This window comes from Arhodomonas sp. KWT, from assembly GCF_010993615.1.
On record NZ_WNXE01000062.1, the window covers coordinates 1 to 15,837 of the forward strand.

Here is a 15,837-nt window from a genome sequence, read left to right on the forward strand (position 1 = left end):
GCGCGGGCTTTTGGGGCAATCCGAAGATGCTGGTGGGCCCTGCTGGATTCGAACCAGCGACCAGCGGATTAAAAGTCACCGAGATCCCGGGTTAGCCGGGGCTAGCGAAAGTCTTAATTTTTCCATCCGGTCAGGTGCTTGGGTGCGTTTGAGCGTTAGCGCCGATTAGCGTAGGTTACTCGAATCTGCTGCCCATGTGCTGCCCAGCTGCTGCCCAGGGCACAACGAGACGGGCCCGGCCGGTGCCACCAACACCTGACCGGGCCCTAACCAACCGGCACCTGATAGGGAGGCGCCGCGATGGCTGCTCGCAAGTCTACCGCCAGCGTCGTCAACTTCACGAAGGGGCGAGTTGATCGCTTCACCTGCCCCGATAGGCAGAGCGAGGCGAAGCTGTGGGACTCCACCGTAACCGGGCTTGGGCTGCGCGCCCGTCCCGGCGGCGGCAAGACCTACATCTTCCAGGCGCGTCTCCACGGGCGCACGGTCAAGCAAACCATCGGATCTCCGGCCGCATGGGGGATCGACGAGGCGCGCGCCGAAGCGCGCCGTCTGCGCGTGCTGGTGGACCAGGGCGTTCACCCTGGCGACGAGCGCCGCGCCCGGGAAGAAGCCGCCGAGCAGGAACGCCGGGCCAAGGCCCTGGAGGCCGTTACGGTCGCCGATGTGTGGGCCGACTACATCGCGGATCGCCGCCGGGGTTGGAGCGAACGGCACCTCGGCGACCACGCGAAGGTGATGCAGGCGCCCGGGCAGAAACGCGCCCGGTCGAGAAAGCGCACCGTGGCCGGGCCGCTGTATCCGCTGCGCGACGTGCCGGTTTCGGATCTCACCGCCGAGCGCCTGCAAGGATGGCTCGAGCGCGAGGCCCGCCGGCGCCCCACGGCGGCGGCCCTGGCGTACAGGCTGCTGCGTTCCTGTCTGCATTGGACCGCGGAGCATCCCAGCTACCGCGGCCTCGTTGAACCTCACCGGCTGTTCACGGGCAACGTCCGCCGCGCCGTGCCCAAGCCACAGGCGAAGTCCGATGCGCTCCAGCGTGAGCAGCTTCCCGCGTGGTTCGAGGCGGTGCGGGCGCTCCCGAACCCGATCCAGTCTGCCTATCTCCAGGCGCTGCTACTCACCGGCGCACGCCGAAACGAGCTCTCGCGAGTGCGTTGGGCGGACGTGGACTTCCAGTGGCGGAGCATCGCGATCCGCGACAAGGTGGAGGGGGAGCGCGTGATTCCCCTCCCGCCGTACCTCGCTGACCTGCTCGCCGGGCTGCCCCGCGTGAACCGCTACGTGTTCGCCAGCCCCACCGCGAAGGCGGGGTACATCGCCGACGCCAACCACGCGCACACGCGCGCCGTGAAGGCGGCGGGGCTGCCGCCGGTGACTCTCCACGGGCTGCGCCGGAGCTTCGGAACGCTATCGGAGTGGGTGGAGGCCCCGGTGGGCGTGGTGGCGCAGATTCAAGGCCACAAGCCGTCAGCGTTGGCCGAGAAGCATTACCGCCGCCGGCCGCTAGACCTGCTTCGGAAATGGCACACCCGAATCGAGGGCTGGATTCTTGAGCAGGCTGGCATCCAGCAGCCGACGGAGAACGAGGCCGGCCAGCTGCGGGTGGTCAAGTGAGCGTCCTGGATACCAGCCGGTGGCGCCCCGAGTTCCGGGCGCTACCAGAGCGGGATTTCGTCGCCGGGTTCATCACGGACATGGAGACTGAAGGCGACCGTCTCGGCGCGCAACGGCTGCAAGGCGCGCTGTCGGACGACCGCCTGGAACCCGCCCTGAATCGCCCATTCGGACAGGCTGCTCGCCCCGGCAAATGGCCGCTTCGGTTCGCGGTCTCTTTCCTTTTGCCCTTCTGCCAGCGGCCGGAGTTCCGCGCATTCGTCCGCGTGGACAACGAGACCGTCTCCGGCGCGTTCGAGGACGTGGCGAAGCTGGCCCGCCGCCTGGAGCGCGCGCTCGGCCACCTCGAAAGCGTCGCCTGGAACACCGAGGCCCTTCCCCTGGACGAGGTGATGCCCGGCGGAGATCGGGTGAACCTCCGCGGCGGCGTCCTGACCAGTGCGCTGCCCGCTCTCGCACTGGAGGCCGACGCGCAGGCGGCCCGCCGCCGCTACCGCGGACACCTGATCGACTCCAGCCCCGGCACCTACGAACGAGACCGGATCGTGGCCGAGATCGACAACACCGTGCGCACCCTGTTCGAACGGGCCATGACCAAGCCCGCGATTGCCGCGACCGTGACCGCGGTCCTCAGCCGAGAAGTCACCCCGGACGACGTGAGCAACGTGCGGCGCAAGATAAGACCCCGCCGACTCGCCAAGTAACTTCACGAACGACGTATTCAGGGAGTCAGGTGCCGCGCACGTAAGTGCCTGCTAATGCGGACCATGTAGATCAGCACCCCGAATATCTGGCCGATCTACACGGCGTCATCACCCGCGCCCGTAGATCATGTGCACGTCCATTAGCGGAGGTGCATATATGGCTACTTATGCGACTACCGAGCGGCGCGGCCTATCCACGGCGACTGTCGCGCGCCGCCTTGACCTGAGCCCGCGCGCCATGAGGGTCCGGCTGTGCCAGAAGGGGAGCTACTACGGGGTACGCCCCCAGAAGCTGCCATCCGGCCGTCTGCTTTGGCCGCCGGATACGGTGGATCGCCTGCTCGCTCAGGCTGCGAGCGGTGATACCAGCGACGGGGAGGGGGGGTAATGCCGAATCTGACAGGACGACGCCCGGACGGTGGGGGCCGACCGGGCGCCAGTGGACATACATGTGCGTGCGTCCCGGGTAATGATACCGCCATCCAGCTCCGCGATGCCACCCGGCCACGGTGGACGCCCGCCTGGCGTGATGCGCTAGTCGCGGCGTACGCCGCCCGGCGCGGCTCGGCGAGCGGCTGTGCGGTGATTGCCGCCTGGCGTGCGGCGCTCGCCGCGGACGGGGTGACGCGCCGTGACGCCCGAGTGACACGGGTGTGATCGATGCGATGGCTACGATGGCACCACGGCACGGTCACCGACCCAAAGTTCCGCCTCATCGCCGCCAAGTCGGGCACCCGCGTGTGCGAGGTGGTGGCGGTGTGGGCAACCATCCTAGAGAACGCGAGCGACGCCAGCGACCGCGGCACCCTCGAGGGCTGGCGCGACGATGTGACCGCCGTCGCGCTGGATATGGAGACCGACCGCGTGGCAGAAATCCTCGCCACGATGCGCAGTTACGGGCTGCTCGATGACTCCGGGCGGGTGACCTCTTGGAAGAAGCGGCAGCCGAAGCGTGAAGACGACAGCGCCGAGCGGATGCGCCGGCACCGAGAGCGGAAACGCCGAGCCGGCGACGATGTAACGCACGGTGACGCACCTGTGACGCGCAGTGACGCGCCAGAGGAGAGTAGAGAAGAGGAGAGTAACCCCCCTGTGGTCCCCCCTGCCGGGGGGAAGCAGCGCAACCGCGGTTCCCGCCTCCCGGATGACTGGACATTGCCGGACGAGTGGCGGCGCTGGGCCGTAGAGAACACGCCCGGCATCGACGTGGACCGCGAGGCGGCCAAGTTCGCTGATTACTGGCACGCCAAGAGCGGCGCCGGCGCAGCCAAGAAGGACTGGCGGGCCACCTGGCGGAACTGGTGCCGCACCGCCGAGGAGCGCGCGGGACCCGGGCGGGGCCAGTCGTACGGCGGTGACGCCCCGCGCCAGCCTCAGTACCGAAACCTCTCGGAGGTAGACCAATGACGCCAGTAGAGGAGGCAGTATTGGGCGCGGCGTTGTTCGAACCGTCCCTTGCCCTGGAGACGGGCCTTGCACCTGCACAGTTCAGCGACACGACCGCCGCGGCGATCTGGCAGGCCGTCACCGGCATGGCGTCCCGGGGCGATCCCGTAGATGCGATCACGCTGATCGCCGAACTCGGCGAGCCGTACCGTCAGATCGTCGGGCGCGTGGCCTCGGCTTCGTTCTCTGTGGTGAATATCCGCGGCTATGCCCGGAGCGTGGCGAAGGACGCCAAGCGCCGCCACCTGCGCGCGTTCCTGGACGGGTTGGATACTAGCGGTGATCCCGACGAAGTGGTGAGCGAGGCGCTGTCCGGGCTGCTCTCGATGGGGCGTTCGGAGGCGGTACGCGAGCACGATATGGCCGGCCTCATGGGCGAGCTCGCCACTGACCTAGACCGGCGGTGGGAGTCGTCGCGGCAGGGTGGCGTGATCGGGGTCCCTACCGGTTTCGGTGTTCTGGATCGTCACCTCGGCGGCCTGCACCCGTCGGACTTGGTGATCGTTGCCGCCCGGCCCGGCATGGGCAAGACCGCCTTCCTGCTGAGCGCGGCGAAGAACGCCGCCCACCAGGGCAAGCGTGTGGGCATCGTGTCGGCCGAAATGGCGGCCCTACAGCTTGGTGATCGACTGCTTTCCGCACATTCCGGCGTCCCGGCCACCAAGCTGCGAAACGGCGCCTTGGACGACGCGGACTTCAGCGCGGCAACGGCGGCCATGAGTGAGCTGCGTGATCTGCCGATCCGTGTGATGGACCCGGACGCCTGCCGTCCTGCGGACATCGTTCAGCAGGCGCACGTCTGGGCCGCCAAGGGCCTCGATTGTCTGTGGATCGACTATTTGACCCGCCTGCGCCCGGATTCCCCGAAGGACAGTCGCACGCGCGAGGTCGGCGAGATGGTCTTCAAGTTCAAGTCGCTGGCGAAGCGACTCAACATCCCGGTGGTCGTGCTGGCGCAGCTCAACCGCAGCCTCGAGCAGCGCCCGAATAAGCGCCCGATGCTCTCCGATCTTAGGGATTCCGGCGAGGTGGAACAGGAGGCCGACGAGGTTCTGTTCCTCTACCGCGACGCTTCCTACAACAGCGACGCCGATCCCCGCGCGGCCGAGATCCTGATCGGCAAGAACCGCCACGGGCCGGCCGGTGTGTCGGTGCCGATGCGCTTCATCGACGAACGCATGACCTGGTTGGACCCGGATATGAGGTACGCATGAACGCCGAAATGCAGACGCGGAACACCGCCGCCGACCTGGCCGGACGCATCGAGGTACACGGCCGCACCTGCGCTGTCTACCTCGACCGCGCAGTGGACGGGACCAGCGTCACCCCGGAGCGGCTGCGCCGGGCACTGGACAAGCAGCCCCTTGGGGCAATGGGTGGGCGCCATCAAGACGCCCGCGCGCTTCGCGCCATCGCCCTGGCCCTGGAGGCGGACCTGTGAGCGACAAGAACGACGTGGCCGAGCTTCCACGGCCGTTCCGCCGCTTCGCCGGCTGGGGCGTGCCAATCGAGGGCGGTGGTGACTTCGCGCACGCCATTTGGCGAATCCCACTACCCGGGGTCGGGTGGGTGTCCGGCCCCATGTGCTTCCGCGCCGGACGCGGTGAGCATCGAACCGCACCGGGCGACACGCCTCGGTGCAGCCACTGCCGTGGGGAAGTCGCGGCGTTCTACGAAAACGAGGAAACCGACGATGAGCGATGAGACGGAAAAGCTGGCGCCGCCGGCGCATTTTACGGCGGAGCAGCGAGAAACCTTCGCGGCGTTGAATCCAAATCAGCAGCGAGCCGTGGTGACCGCCATCGAGACCATCGAGGCGGCCGAGGCCGAGGCGAGAGAAATCGAAGCGCTCGCGAACGCCATGCAGCGGCGCCGGGGCGAGATCGGCAGGCAGGTCCAGGAGTGGGCCCAAGAACTCCACCAGCGCCTCCCGGACACCAGGCAGGAACTGCTCGAGGGCGAGGCCGAGCTCGACGACCTCTTGGACCTGCTGAATCAGCGGCGGTTGCTGCGGGACCTGGAATCGGAGCTACCAGAGCTGGATAAGGCCGTTCACTCCCAGCGTCACCGCGCGTTGCAGCCGGGTAACCGCATTCGAGGCGCGAACCGCATCCTTGCGGCCAATGGCCTGAACTAACCAACTGAAGCCCCGCTCCGGCGGGGCAGATCTTAGGTTTTCTCAGGTAGAGAGGCAAACCCGGATGACCAAAATCACCGACAAGCAGGAAGCGTTCGCACGTGAATATCTCACGGACCTGAACGCAACACAGGCAGCTATCCGCGCGGGCTACAGCGCGAAGACGGCGAGCCAGACGGGGCACGAACTCCTCGGCAAGCCCGCGGTCGCGGAGCACATTGCAGAACTCAAGGCGGAGCGCGAACGGCGACTTGAGGTGAACGCGGACACGGTAGTGCGGGAGCTTGCCAGAGTTGGCCTGATGGACCCGCGCAAGCTGTTCAACGGCGACGGCACGCCGAAGCCGATCCACGAGCTCGACGATGACACCGCAGCGGCGCTCCACTCCCTGGACGTAGCGAGGATCGGTAACGACGAGGTCGGCGTGGGGCAGGTGCTGAAGTATCGCTTCTCGGACAAGGTGGCCGCCCTGGACAAGCTCATGAAGCACCTCGGTGGCTACGAGAAGGACAACCGTCAGCAGGGCGATACGGTGGTGGAGCTATTGAACGCCATCTCGCAGTGCCCGCAGAGCACCGCGCAGGGGCGGATAAAGGCGCGTGAGGAGGCCCGTGTTGGCGACAGCGGTGACCAGTAGAGCTACCGCGGAAACTGAGCGTTGTAGAGCCACAGGTACGTGATGGAAAAGCCGATGAGGTAGATGATCGAGCTCGCCGCGTAGTACGCCAACGTTCGGGAGGTCGAAGCGGCGAGGGCGCGCACCTGTTCCGCATCATCCCCCGAGTGCTGCAACAGCGTTTTCGCGGACTTCGCCTGTTGTCGCCCGGCGATGAAAAGCCACACCGCCGCACCCACGAATTGCCATAGGAAAAACTGGTGTAACTCGAGCGCATACAGGGCCCACCCGACCAGCGCTGAGTATCCGACAAGAAGTGGCAGCGCACGCCAGAACGTGCGGTGATAGGTGGTGAGGCGAAGGACCTGCATCACGCCGAAGTGCGATGCGAATAGAAAAACGGGCCAAGCAAACATGCCCATCGTGTCACCTCCCTGTGAACTGAATTTACGATGGGAAACGTAGCACCCCGGTGATGCTACGCAATGGCACTCGGTAGTTCGCTACTCCGCGTTCAGGTGCTCCTTCAATTCCCGCTTGCTTCCCTTCGCCGGCAGCCCGCGGCGCTTGGCCTCGGCCTGGAGTTCCTTCCATGTGCGTCCCTCAGTGTCGCCGTCGTCTGCCCCGTCGCCCGCCGCTGCCATCTGGGACGCCGGGGACGCGAGCCAGGCGTTGATCCGCTTGGCCGCGTTCTTCGCTTCCTTCGTTTTCATGCTCGTCGGGCTCGCCAGAAGCGCGCGGAACAGCTCGGGATCGTCTACCGATGCGGTGACCAGCTCCGCGGCCTTGTCCCGGGTGAGCTTGCCGAGGATGCGCTGGGCGCGCTGTGAGAAGTGCTGAGCCATTACCAGCGAGCTGCCCATGCCGTCAGCCATGTGCTGGCCGCTTCGGGCACCGAGATACCGGGCGAGGAGTGACAGCCATTCCGAAGGCGTGTCATCGATCACCGGCTCGCCTGACGATGGCTTGGCCTCGATCCGCTCGAAGGTGTTCGCCACCTTGTTGAGCCGTCGTTTCTCGGCGCCCGTGAACCCGAGGGCGTCCATCGTATCGCCGTGCCCGAGCATCAGCCGCTTCAATCGCTTGCCGCTGACGAAGCGCTCGCCATCCTGCGCCGTATCGCCGAGCTCGGATCGGCGGATCAGGTGGTCGATGAACGACGACTTCAACCCCTGTTTTGCCTTGCGATCGCCGCGGACCTTTCGCACGAGCGCGGTGGCGGCCTTCTTCGGCTCCTTAGAGCGAAGCACGCGGTCCCATTCGTCTCCGGGCGGTCCGTCCAGGTAGAGGGCAGCGCGTGACTTGGCGCGATTGAACGCCAGCCGCTTGGCGTTGGTGGCACGGGACTGTAGGCGCTTCGCGGCCCGCGCCATGTGGTCGGCATTACTGAGCTCGGATTTCAGTTCGGGAAGCTGGTCCAGCACCTCCGCGTGCTTGCGCCGGAACGCCCGGGCCGCGCGCGGGTTAACCGTTCCGCCGTCGCTGGCCTGGGCGAGGAACGCCGCCTTGAGGTAGCTCGCCACGTCCTCGCCGGCGTCCGGAACGGCGTCCAGAAACTCCCGCACTTGGGTGCCGGACGCCTGACCGCTGACGATCTTGCGCAGGGTGTCCGCCGGGTCCACGGCCGGGCCGCCGCGGCGCTCGAAGCCCAGCAGCCGGCCGACGGCACCGCGGCGGAATTTCCGATTGAGCTCACGGGAGTAAGACAGCGCTGTATCGAGGGCATCCCCCTGCCCTTCGGCTGCCGCCATGTCGTTAAGCAACGAATCCGAAACATTCGCCAGGATGCGGATTTTGTTTCGGTTCGGAGCCGGCTTCGCGCGCTCCTCGGCGAGGGCTGAGCCGACGCGCTGGCGCAGGGCGTGGACATCGCCGAAGGTCACGTTTTCGCCGCCAGTTGGCTGCCCGTCCGGGCCGAGGATCTGGGAGTCGGTTTCCTCTGCCGCCCGGGTCAGCCAGGAGGGCACGTCCTCGGGATCATCGAAGCGGGACCGCTGCCCCAGCTCCCCGCGCAGCGTCCGCCGGGTGGCGGAGAGCGTCGCCGGCGCGTCGCGGTTCACCTGCCCCCAGAGCTCGGCCTCGGTGCGCCGGGCGTCGTCCAGGGCGGTCTCGACGCGCGTGCGTGCCACCTCGCTGATATCGCGTTGCGTGGCGCCGGGGTCGAGGCGCTGGATAGCATCGTCTGCCTTCTGAGCGGCTTCCGCGGCGCGCTGGTCCAGCTCATCGAGCAGGGCGGCGCGCTGCTGCTCGAGGATGTCACGCGCGCGGGCCGGGTCGCCGTCCAGGTCCGTCGCCGCCTCACGGGTCACGCGGTTGGCGGTCGTGAGGTCGTCGGAGAGCTTCGCGTCGAGCTCCGGGTTCTCGTCCGCCGCGGTCCGCTCGATGCCCATGAGGCGCTTGTCACCGCTGCGCCGCGCGGGCGACAACGGCGCCTCGGATAGCGTGTCCTCTCCTGCCACCCGCGTAGAAGCGGCCTCGGGGTCAGCGGCGGCACGCTGCAACCGGCGAGCGGCACGCACCCGGCCGCCGGCCTTCGTGAACGGCACCGCCCCCGCCTTGGCGGCACGCCCAGCACCGCGAGCGAGCTGCATGGCGGGGCCGTTGCTCACCGCTGCCGGAGCGAACCCCCCGACGAGTTCGCCCAGCGCCTCGGCCACCTCGGAGTTCGGTGCAACGGCTTCACCGACTTCGCCGCCCGCCGTGGCACCGGCAACCGAGGTGAGTTCCGCGGCGGCGGTAGCCCCTGGCCGCGTGGCGAGAGTGCGGGCGGCGTCGTCCAGCAACCCCGTGCCGGCGATTGCGCCCCGGGCAAGCTGAGCCCCCCGGCTGGCGACGCCCGCATAGGGGATCGCGCTGCCGCCCAGAATTCGCGAGGCGCGGTTCCCGACGGTTTCCGGCTCGTTGCCGCGCTGGTAGGCAATTCCGTAATCGGAAGCGAGCGCGCGGAGATCGTTCGCGCCGCCCGGGATGGACGGTGCCCCCACCGCCTCCAGGGCGCTGTTCGCCAGATCGGCGGGCATACCAACGACATCGATCACGCCGCCGGCAAACGACTTCGCGCCGGAGACGAAATCCCGGCCGGCTTGCTCCATGAGGCTGGCGCCGTCGCCGGATTGGCGGCTGTCGCGTTCTGTCGTTCGCTCTCGGCGCTGTAACTCGGCCGCGAATGGATTGGTCCCGTTCGCGTTTTTCTCTCCCTGTGCGTTCGCTGTGTTCGACTCAGTGGCCTTAACCGATTCGGAGTGCCGCCCGTCCACCTGGTCCAACGTTCGGCGGGCGGCATCGACTTCGCGTTGGATCTCGGCGTCGGTGCTGTCCGTGCCCACACCACGCCGCTGCATCTCGGCCTCGAAGGGATTCGCGCTCGCCATTACTCGCCACCCCGCAGCTCGTTGAATCGCTGGTTCGCCTGGATGAGCTCCTGATCGGAAAGTTGCCCGGGGTCGAGCTGCTGGAGCTGCTGGAGGTTCATCGAGGAGATCGGCGCGCGGGACGACTCGCCACCCGGTGTGCCCCCGGCACCTGACTGGCCGTTATCCGGCTGTGTATCCGTGCCGTCGGGGCTGCCCATCAGGCCGACCACCTGGTCGATGACCGCGTTCTGGTTCGCGAGCTCGCCGCGCTTTTCGTTCGTGACGTTCCCGCCCTGGATCGTCTGCGCGTTCATGTCGCGCTTGCGTTGGAGGAAGTCGCGGAGCTGGTTCAAGCGCTCTCTCGCGGCGTCCGGGTCGTTCCAGAACTGATCGGGGTCAGGAAGGAGTTCGGCCACGATTTTCTGCTCGTAGACCGGGAAGCGGCCGCTGTTCACCAGGGCCTGCTTTGCCGTCTGGTTGAAGTTGCGGATAGCGCTACGCGCCCGCTCGGTGCCCGGGAACATCGCGCCGTCCCGAAACGGGCCGATGACGCTGCCGACGGCCGAGCGGATGTTGGAGATGGGGCCGGTGCCTTCCGCCAGGTCGTCGAACACGCCGCCCTGCTGGGCGTTATCCGCGTCTCCGGTGCCGGCGGCACTGTCCTCCATCGCGCCCTCGCCAGCAGGCCGGCCGGGGCGCCCCAGGTTACGCACCTCACCCGTGGCGCGATTCGTGGCGATAACGTTGCCGAAGTCGTCCACGTCGGTGGACACATTCCCGTTGGCGACATCGGTCGCCCATTCTTTCGGGACACCACGGCGAACCAGGTCCTGAACTTCCTGCTCCTTCTGCGACGGCTTGTCCGGTTTCCAACGCGGGGACGAGGCCAGACGCCTGACCGGCTCGCCACCGGGACCGATCATCCAGGTCTCGATCTGGTCGCCGTTCTTGAACTCCTGGTAGCTGTATTCGCCGCCGGAGCCGGTGAACACCGCCGGGTCCACGCCGTTCGAGACGGCAAGCTGCTCGAGCTGGGAGCGGAACTCCGGGTTGGACTCGACCATGCGCGAGAGCTTGTCGAGGCTCGACACCTTCCCCACGACCTTGTCCATGGGGATGTCCTGCACGAGGCTGTCATCCTCGCTGGTGCTTCGGCCCTCGGTTGCCGGCGCCCCGTAGACGTGCGTATTCCCCTCGTCGTCCGCCGCCTCCACGGCCAGGTCCACCATCACGCCGTCGCCGTTCGGGTTGGGCACGATGCCGCGCACGAACTTGCGCCGCACTGTCCAATCCTTGCCGTCCTTGCCCTTGAACGTCTCGCCGATCCCGTCGGATAGCTCGGGCTGGAGCACGAGATTGGCCGCGCTGACGAGCTGCTTCTGGTCGTTGATCTGGCCGCGCACGCCCTGCTTGAGCGTTTCGACTGCCTGGCGCTTCTTCGGCGACCAGACGTTGCGGAACGCCTTCATGACCTCGCCGCCGCTTGCGTCGTTGGCCTCCTTGATCAGGTCCGCACTGGGGGCCTGCCCCTGGGCAAGGGCGTAACCGATGCCGTTGAAGGCTTTCTCGGCACGGGCCTGGTCGCGCTTGCGTTCCGCCTCTCGGGTGGCACGCTGGAACTTCTGGCGCTTCATGCTCCGGAGTTCCTTCTGCCACTGCCGATCGTCCGCGCGGGCCTCGCGCTGCTGCTCGCGGTCCTGCATGTCCTGGTAGAAGCGGTAGCCCTGCTGGAACGCGCCGGCCGCGGATTGCATTGCACTCGCCATGTCGCCTCCTGGTCCTCACACGAAAACGGCCGGCGCCGAGAACGGCAGCCGGCCGGGATCGTTCGTTGCTCGTGGTCGGTTTAGAATCCGCTGCCGCGGTAACCGCCGTTCTGGTGGTAGGCCGTGGCGGCGGGGTCATTGATGACGCTGTTATCCCCCCAGGCCGGAGCGCTTTCGCCACCACCCCATGCCTTCATCGCCGAGGCCGTACCCATACCGCCGATTGCCCCCGCGGCCTGGAGATTGCCCGCTCGCTGCTGGAACGAGCGCTGGGCGTCGTTGATGGCGCGCTGGTTGGCGCTGGTGGCGATATCCGAGATCCCGCGAAAGCCACTCGTCGCTTTGCCGCGCCCCATCTGGATCACGTCTTCCAGACCCTGGTAGTGAACGTCCGTCATGCCCTGGTCCGCGTCGACGGTGGCGAGTGCCTGCGATGCGGCGCGGTCATCCGCGAGGGAGTCCATCGCGCTGGTCCCGGCGCCGCCGGCGGATGTATTGATGCCCCGATCCCCGTAGCCGCCGGCCATCTTCTCGAGCGCGCCCTGGAACTGCTGCTGTACGGCGGAGCCGGCCACGCCTTGGGCCTGTTCGCGGTCGGAATCGGTGGTGCGGACCTGCTGCGCGTAGAGTTCCTCAACCGGCGCAAACACGTCCTGGTAACGGTTCCAGCGCTCCTCGCCAATGCGGGCCAGCTCCTTCTCGTACTCGGTCTCCTTGACCTCGGGGTCGCCGCCCTTGGCCTCGGCCACCGGGCCGTCGTAGTCGAAGGATTCCTCCTCCAGCAGCTCGCCGGTGGTCATGTCGTAGACCAGCTTCGTGTAAACCTTCATGGTTTCGCCCTCGCCGTTTTGTCAGAGCTCTTTCACATGAATGACCTGCCGGGGTTCGAACCCATGACCTGATAAGTAGGCCGTCGCCTCCGGGGCGGTCGATACCCTGACCTCAACGCACAGATGGTCGTTTGCTTCCTGTTCCGCGGCCGCCAGGGCGTCGTCCGCCCAGGCAGCGACATCTCGCCCGCCAACAGCAAGAACATGCAACGCGTGGCCGTGCGCCAGCTTGTCGATGCGGGTAATGAAACTCCCGACCACTGATCCGTCATCGCGCAGAACGGCCCACACCATCAGGGCACCGCGGTCCAGCAGTTCCCGCACCCGCTCCGCGCTTTCGACGTACTCAGACTGCTCGATGAAAGGGGCAATGCGATCCCATAGCGCGTCACGGGACTGTTTCTCGAGCGCCGCAATGGCGAACCGATGCGATGACTCAGGCGTACCGGACATTCACGATCTCCAAACGAAAAAAGCCCGCAGGGCGCACCGTGCGGGCTTTCGGGGTGTCTCGCCCATCGTCAGGGCGAACAAATCCATGATGGCTACAGGATACCACCGGACGACCGGTGAACGCTCGTTTTCATGGGGTTTGGTGGACTTCCGCTCGCTTTGGCAGGTTCGCCGTTACTCGCCGCCGCCCCTCCGCGGATCGCGGCCCGGTGCTGCGTCCGCCGTGGAGACGGCAGCGCCCACCCGCACCGAGGTCACGCCGACGGCACGGCGTTCCCGCCTTCGTAGTGACCCCGCACCGCAGCCCCCGAATCTCGGGCGGCATCTCCGGCAACGGTCCAGGCACCGCTCCATTCTCCCGGCACTGACGAATCCACCGCGCCCGGGCCTTGTGCCACTGGACCCACAACCGCCTGCGCTCGTCGTCGCTCATACCACTCTCCCATGTTCGAGCTCTGGACAACATTGTACTCTTGACGTGACTGCGTAACGAATCTAGTGTTGTTACTGCGTAACGAGGCAAGTAATGGCAATGAGTGACGCCGAGCGCCAACGCGCCTACCGACAACGGCAACTGAAGGAAGGCACCGCCGCCCGTATCAATATCGTGGTCGATGCCCCCGCAAAGGCCGCGCTTTCGCGGCTGTCGCGGCATCGGGGCGAGACCCAGCGGGTGACCCTCGAGCGAATCATCGCCGAGGCGGAGCAAAGCACGGTGGACGCCCTGGACGCGCAGGGCCGACGCCAGTACTACGAAGACGATTGAGCAGACGCACAGGGGGCAACATGCAGAACGTCGCCAACATCACCAACTGTATGACCGAGGGCGAGTACCGCGAGGCCGAGGCCGAGCTCCGGTACCTTCTCGACGTGGATGACCTGGAGACCGCCGGGATGCGGGCCTGTCCGGAAGCGGTGGTGACCTTCCTCGGCCCGGGCGATCCGAGCGAGAACGCCGAGGACGCCCGCGAGATCGCCGTCCGTGCGAAGCTTGCCCGGATGGTGGGGGCGCCATCTTGGACGGAAGTGGGCCGGATCGCGCCGGAGGTGTATCGTGCGCTGGAAGGGATGACCTTCGGGGAGACTATCACGCTGGCGCGCGAGTACAGGCCGGATGCGCGGACCACCGCCGGTAACCTGATCGTCGATGCCATACCCGAGGCCCGGTGCTGGAGTGACGTGGAGCGCATGGCCCCCGGCGTCGCCGAGGCGTACCGGACGCGCCCGTTCCCCGAGGCCATGGAGGCGGCCGAGGTGTTCGCCGCTGAGCGCGACGCCGCCTGATCCGCCCGCCACCCGGTCCATCACGCCCCGCCGCCGTGCGGGGCTTTCTCATTCAGGCCCGGGCATCCCCTGGTGCGAACGTCTATGCTGTCCAGCGGGCACGCATGGATGAGGGGGCGCGGATGGAACCCTGGGCCTGGTGGATGATTGCTGCTATCCCGGTGGGCCTTGGCCTGCTGGCATTGGGGGTGGCGGTCGTGCTGAACGGCACTGCCTGGACGCTGCGCGGGGCTGTGCATCACTTCGGGTGCGCGGCTGCCGATGGTGGCTTTGTCGGGGTCGGGGTGCTGGTCATCCTCTGGATTCTCGCCACGCCGGTGATGATCGCCCTCGCGACGTTCACCGGTTTTGTTCTGTCAGGCGGCGACGAAGAGGGCAGCCGGCCGACCGGCGGCGGGATGGAGCTCAGCGCGGCTGACCGGCGCATCCTGCGCGGCGAGGGTGGTAGCGAATCCGAGCGCCGCCACGAGTTCGGGCACGATCTGTAGAGCGCCACCAGGGCAGACACGGAGGTCAACATGCCGAACCTGACCTACGCGCAGCGGCTCATCTTGTTGATCTATGCGCTGGCCGCCGTGTCATTGGTTCTATGGCCGCCCTTCTACTATGACATGGGAGACCGGTTGATCAACGCCGGTCACGCCTTCCTGCTGGAGCCTCCTGCCTTCCGCAGGCAAATCACTGCCATGGTCGCCTATCGAACGCTCGCCGTGTATATCAGCGGTCTCACACTTGCGGCCGGTGCAGCTGTTCTTGCGGCGGGAAACAGGGAGAAGGGGGATACATGAAGCGAGCGGCGCGAGTATTGGTTCGCCTCCTTCAGATTGTAGGAATTGTGTTCGCGGGATGGCAGATCCTATTCATGCTGCCCGCCCTGTCATGGCTGGCTGCACCAACAGTCGTCCCTGTCGGGTCTTGGTTTCTGCTTGGAATCAAGGCGATTGCGGCTGCCGTTGCGCTGCTCATCGCGTGGGGCCTTGGCCGGCTTTACTACCGCCTCGGCGGCGGATCGGTCGGCAGCGTCCAGGTTCGGAGCTAGTCTATCCGGCGCCGGCCACGCGGTAGCCGAGCGCGTTCCTTCGCGCTGAGTTCGTTGAGTCGGCGAATGGCATCACGCTTATCCTGGCGTAGCGCTTCGATCTCCGACTGCGTGAGGTCGCGGACCGCGTGTTCGCCCTGCCGTTCTGCCGCCATCCGACGGAACACCTTCGTCATTTCCTTCTTATCGTGCCGCAAGTCCTCAATCTCGGCTTGGGTGAGGTCGCGCACGTCATGGCCGCGTCCGTCGTGCTCGGTCATCCTCTAAACCTCAGGCTAATTCTATTCGGAAGAACTACCGCTGCGACCGCCTGACTTCCTGTCCGGTGCATCGGCGCCTTCCAGGGCGACGGTGGAGGGGGAAGCGTATCGGGACTTATCTACCTGGAGCAATGGCCGCGCCGGTCGGTCACCGGCGAGCTTTTTTCGCCTGCTGTGCTGCCCATGTGCTGCCCAATGCAGTTGATACCGGTGGTCGGTGACACCGGAGGTATTAGGTAAGATGCTGATTTTGTTCTGGTGGGCCCTGCTGGATTCGAACCAGCGACCAGCGGATTAAAAGTCCGATGCTCTACCAGCTGAGCTAAGGGCCC

General features: G+C 66.7%; 18 protein-coding genes and 1 tRNA gene. 11 read left to right on the plus strand and 8 right to left on the minus strand.

The window, feature by feature from the left end; all coding sequences use genetic code 11:
- Positions 1-300 precede the first annotated feature (300 nt).
- The 7 genes from G7A99_RS10850 (at position 301) to G7A99_RS10880 (ending at position 6,541) form a co-directional block, all read left to right on the plus strand.
- Positions 301-1,617, plus strand: coding sequence for an integrase family protein (locus G7A99_RS10850; protein WP_163140135.1), 1,317 nt, complete (start codon positions 301-303; stop codon positions 1,615-1,617).
- Entirely contained in the window at positions 1,614-2,321 is a 708-nt protein-coding gene (locus tag G7A99_RS10855) for a hypothetical protein (RefSeq protein WP_163140137.1), read from the plus strand. Before G7A99_RS10850 ends, G7A99_RS10855 begins: the two co-directional genes overlap by 4 nt.
- A gap of 660 nt (positions 2,322-2,981) precedes the next feature.
- Complete coding sequence (locus tag G7A99_RS10860; protein WP_163140139.1) at positions 2,982-3,728, plus strand: hypothetical protein; 747 nt, start codon at positions 2,982-2,984, stop codon at positions 3,726-3,728.
- Positions 3,725-4,981, plus strand: a complete 1,257-nt coding sequence (locus G7A99_RS10865) for a DnaB-like helicase C-terminal domain-containing protein (protein WP_163140141.1) — start codon at positions 3,725-3,727, stop codon at positions 4,979-4,981. The genes G7A99_RS10860 and G7A99_RS10865 overlap by 4 nt, the downstream gene beginning before the upstream one ends.
- Positions 4,978-5,208 carry a hypothetical protein gene (locus tag G7A99_RS10870; protein WP_163140143.1) on the plus strand — a complete coding sequence of 77 codons (231 nt, stop codon included), beginning with the start codon at positions 4,978-4,980 and terminating at the stop codon, positions 5,206-5,208. The genes G7A99_RS10865 and G7A99_RS10870 overlap by 4 nt, the downstream gene beginning before the upstream one ends.
- Before the next feature lie 252 nt (positions 5,209-5,460).
- Positions 5,461-5,904 (plus strand): hypothetical protein, encoded by a 444-nt coding sequence (locus G7A99_RS10875; RefSeq protein WP_163140146.1) that lies wholly within the window; start codon positions 5,461-5,463, stop codon positions 5,902-5,904.
- A gap of 64 nt (positions 5,905-5,968) precedes the next feature.
- Entirely contained in the window at positions 5,969-6,541 is a 573-nt protein-coding gene (locus tag G7A99_RS10880) for a terminase small subunit (protein ID WP_163140148.1), read from the plus strand.
- A 2-nt stretch (positions 6,542-6,543) separates the two neighbouring features.
- Here the strand turns inward: G7A99_RS10880 and G7A99_RS10885 are convergent, their stop codons facing one another.
- The 6 genes from G7A99_RS10885 to G7A99_RS25940 form a co-directional block, all read right to left on the minus strand.
- Entirely contained in the window at positions 6,544-6,942 is a 399-nt protein-coding gene (locus tag G7A99_RS10885; protein ID WP_163140150.1) for a hypothetical protein, read from the minus strand.
- A gap of 81 nt (positions 6,943-7,023) precedes the next feature.
- A complete protein-coding gene (locus G7A99_RS10890) occupies positions 7,024-9,891 on the minus strand; it encodes a hypothetical protein (protein ID WP_163140152.1) in 2,868 nt (955 codons plus the stop codon).
- Positions 9,891-11,639 (minus strand): hypothetical protein, encoded by a 1,749-nt coding sequence (locus tag G7A99_RS10895; protein ID WP_163140154.1) that lies wholly within the window; start codon positions 11,637-11,639, stop codon positions 9,891-9,893. The genes G7A99_RS10890 and G7A99_RS10895 overlap by 1 nt, the downstream gene beginning before the upstream one ends.
- 80 nt (positions 11,640-11,719) lie before the next feature.
- Entirely contained in the window at positions 11,720-12,469 is a 750-nt protein-coding gene (locus tag G7A99_RS10900; RefSeq protein WP_163140156.1) for a hypothetical protein, read from the minus strand.
- A gap of 21 nt (positions 12,470-12,490) precedes the next feature.
- Positions 12,491-12,922 carry a hypothetical protein gene (locus tag G7A99_RS10905; RefSeq protein ID WP_163140158.1) on the minus strand — a complete coding sequence of 144 codons (432 nt, stop codon included), beginning with the start codon at positions 12,920-12,922 and terminating at the stop codon, positions 12,491-12,493.
- A 130-nt stretch (positions 12,923-13,052) separates the two neighbouring features.
- Entirely contained in the window at positions 13,053-13,388 is a 336-nt protein-coding gene (locus G7A99_RS25940) for an HGGxSTG domain-containing protein (protein ID WP_371807616.1), read from the minus strand.
- 60 nt (positions 13,389-13,448) lie between these two features.
- Between G7A99_RS25940 and G7A99_RS10910 the strand changes: the two genes are divergently transcribed.
- From G7A99_RS10910 to G7A99_RS10925, 4 genes are all read left to right on the plus strand, one after another.
- Positions 13,449-13,688: a RepB family protein gene (locus tag G7A99_RS10910; RefSeq protein WP_256379715.1), complete on the plus strand. Its 240-nt coding sequence runs from the start codon at positions 13,449-13,451 to the stop codon at positions 13,686-13,688.
- Positions 13,685-14,206, plus strand: a complete 522-nt coding sequence (locus G7A99_RS10915; protein ID WP_163140162.1) for a hypothetical protein — start codon at positions 13,685-13,687, stop codon at positions 14,204-14,206. The genes G7A99_RS10910 and G7A99_RS10915 overlap by 4 nt, the downstream gene beginning before the upstream one ends.
- A 122-nt stretch (positions 14,207-14,328) precedes the next feature.
- Positions 14,329-14,694 (plus strand): hypothetical protein, encoded by a 366-nt coding sequence (locus G7A99_RS10920; RefSeq protein ID WP_163140164.1) that lies wholly within the window; start codon positions 14,329-14,331, stop codon positions 14,692-14,694.
- Positions 14,695-14,724: 30 nt separating this feature from the next.
- A complete protein-coding gene (locus G7A99_RS10925; protein ID WP_163140166.1) occupies positions 14,725-14,994 on the plus strand; it encodes a hypothetical protein in 270 nt (89 codons plus the stop codon).
- A gap of 247 nt (positions 14,995-15,241) precedes the next feature.
- Here the strand turns inward: G7A99_RS10925 and G7A99_RS10930 are convergent, their stop codons facing one another.
- Positions 15,242-15,505, minus strand: coding sequence for a hypothetical protein (locus tag G7A99_RS10930; protein ID WP_163140168.1), 264 nt, complete (start codon positions 15,503-15,505; stop codon positions 15,242-15,244).
- A gap of 256 nt (positions 15,506-15,761) precedes the next feature.
- Positions 15,762-15,837, minus strand: a tRNA-Lys gene (locus G7A99_RS10935).

Coding starts and splice junctions, on each gene's coding strand:
- G7A99_RS10850 (WP_163140135.1), top strand. CDS start 301: ATGGCTGCTCGCAAGTCTACCGCCAGCGTCGTCAACTTCACGAAGGGG.
- G7A99_RS10860 (WP_163140139.1), top strand. CDS start 2,982: ATGCGATGGCTACGATGGCACCACGGCACGGTCACCGACCCAAAGTTC.
- G7A99_RS10865 (WP_163140141.1), top strand. CDS start 3,725: ATGACGCCAGTAGAGGAGGCAGTATTGGGCGCGGCGTTGTTCGAACCG.
- G7A99_RS10870 (WP_163140143.1), top strand. CDS start 4,978: ATGAACGCCGAAATGCAGACGCGGAACACCGCCGCCGACCTGGCCGGA.
- G7A99_RS10875 (WP_163140146.1), top strand. CDS start 5,461: ATGAGCGATGAGACGGAAAAGCTGGCGCCGCCGGCGCATTTTACGGCG.
- G7A99_RS10880 (WP_163140148.1), top strand. CDS start 5,969: ATGACCAAAATCACCGACAAGCAGGAAGCGTTCGCACGTGAATATCTC.
- G7A99_RS10885 (WP_163140150.1), bottom strand. CDS start 6,942: ATGGGCATGTTTGCTTGGCCCGTTTTTCTATTCGCATCGCACTTCGGC.
- G7A99_RS10890 (WP_163140152.1), bottom strand. CDS start 9,891: ATGGCGAGCGCGAATCCCTTCGAGGCCGAGATGCAGCGGCGTGGTGTG.
- G7A99_RS10895 (WP_163140154.1), bottom strand. CDS start 11,639: ATGGCGAGTGCAATGCAATCCGCGGCCGGCGCGTTCCAGCAGGGCTAC.
- G7A99_RS10900 (WP_163140156.1), bottom strand. CDS start 12,469: ATGAAGGTTTACACGAAGCTGGTCTACGACATGACCACCGGCGAGCTG.
- G7A99_RS10905 (WP_163140158.1), bottom strand. CDS start 12,922: ATGTCCGGTACGCCTGAGTCATCGCATCGGTTCGCCATTGCGGCGCTC.
- G7A99_RS25940 (WP_371807616.1), bottom strand. CDS start 13,388: ATGTTGTCCAGAGCTCGAACATGGGAGAGTGGTATGAGCGACGACGAG.
- G7A99_RS10910 (WP_256379715.1), top strand. CDS start 13,449: ATGGCAATGAGTGACGCCGAGCGCCAACGCGCCTACCGACAACGGCAA.
- G7A99_RS10920 (WP_163140164.1), top strand. CDS start 14,329: ATGGAACCCTGGGCCTGGTGGATGATTGCTGCTATCCCGGTGGGCCTT.
- G7A99_RS10925 (WP_163140166.1), top strand. CDS start 14,725: ATGCCGAACCTGACCTACGCGCAGCGGCTCATCTTGTTGATCTATGCG.
- G7A99_RS10930 (WP_163140168.1), bottom strand. CDS start 15,505: ATGACCGAGCACGACGGACGCGGCCATGACGTGCGCGACCTCACCCAA.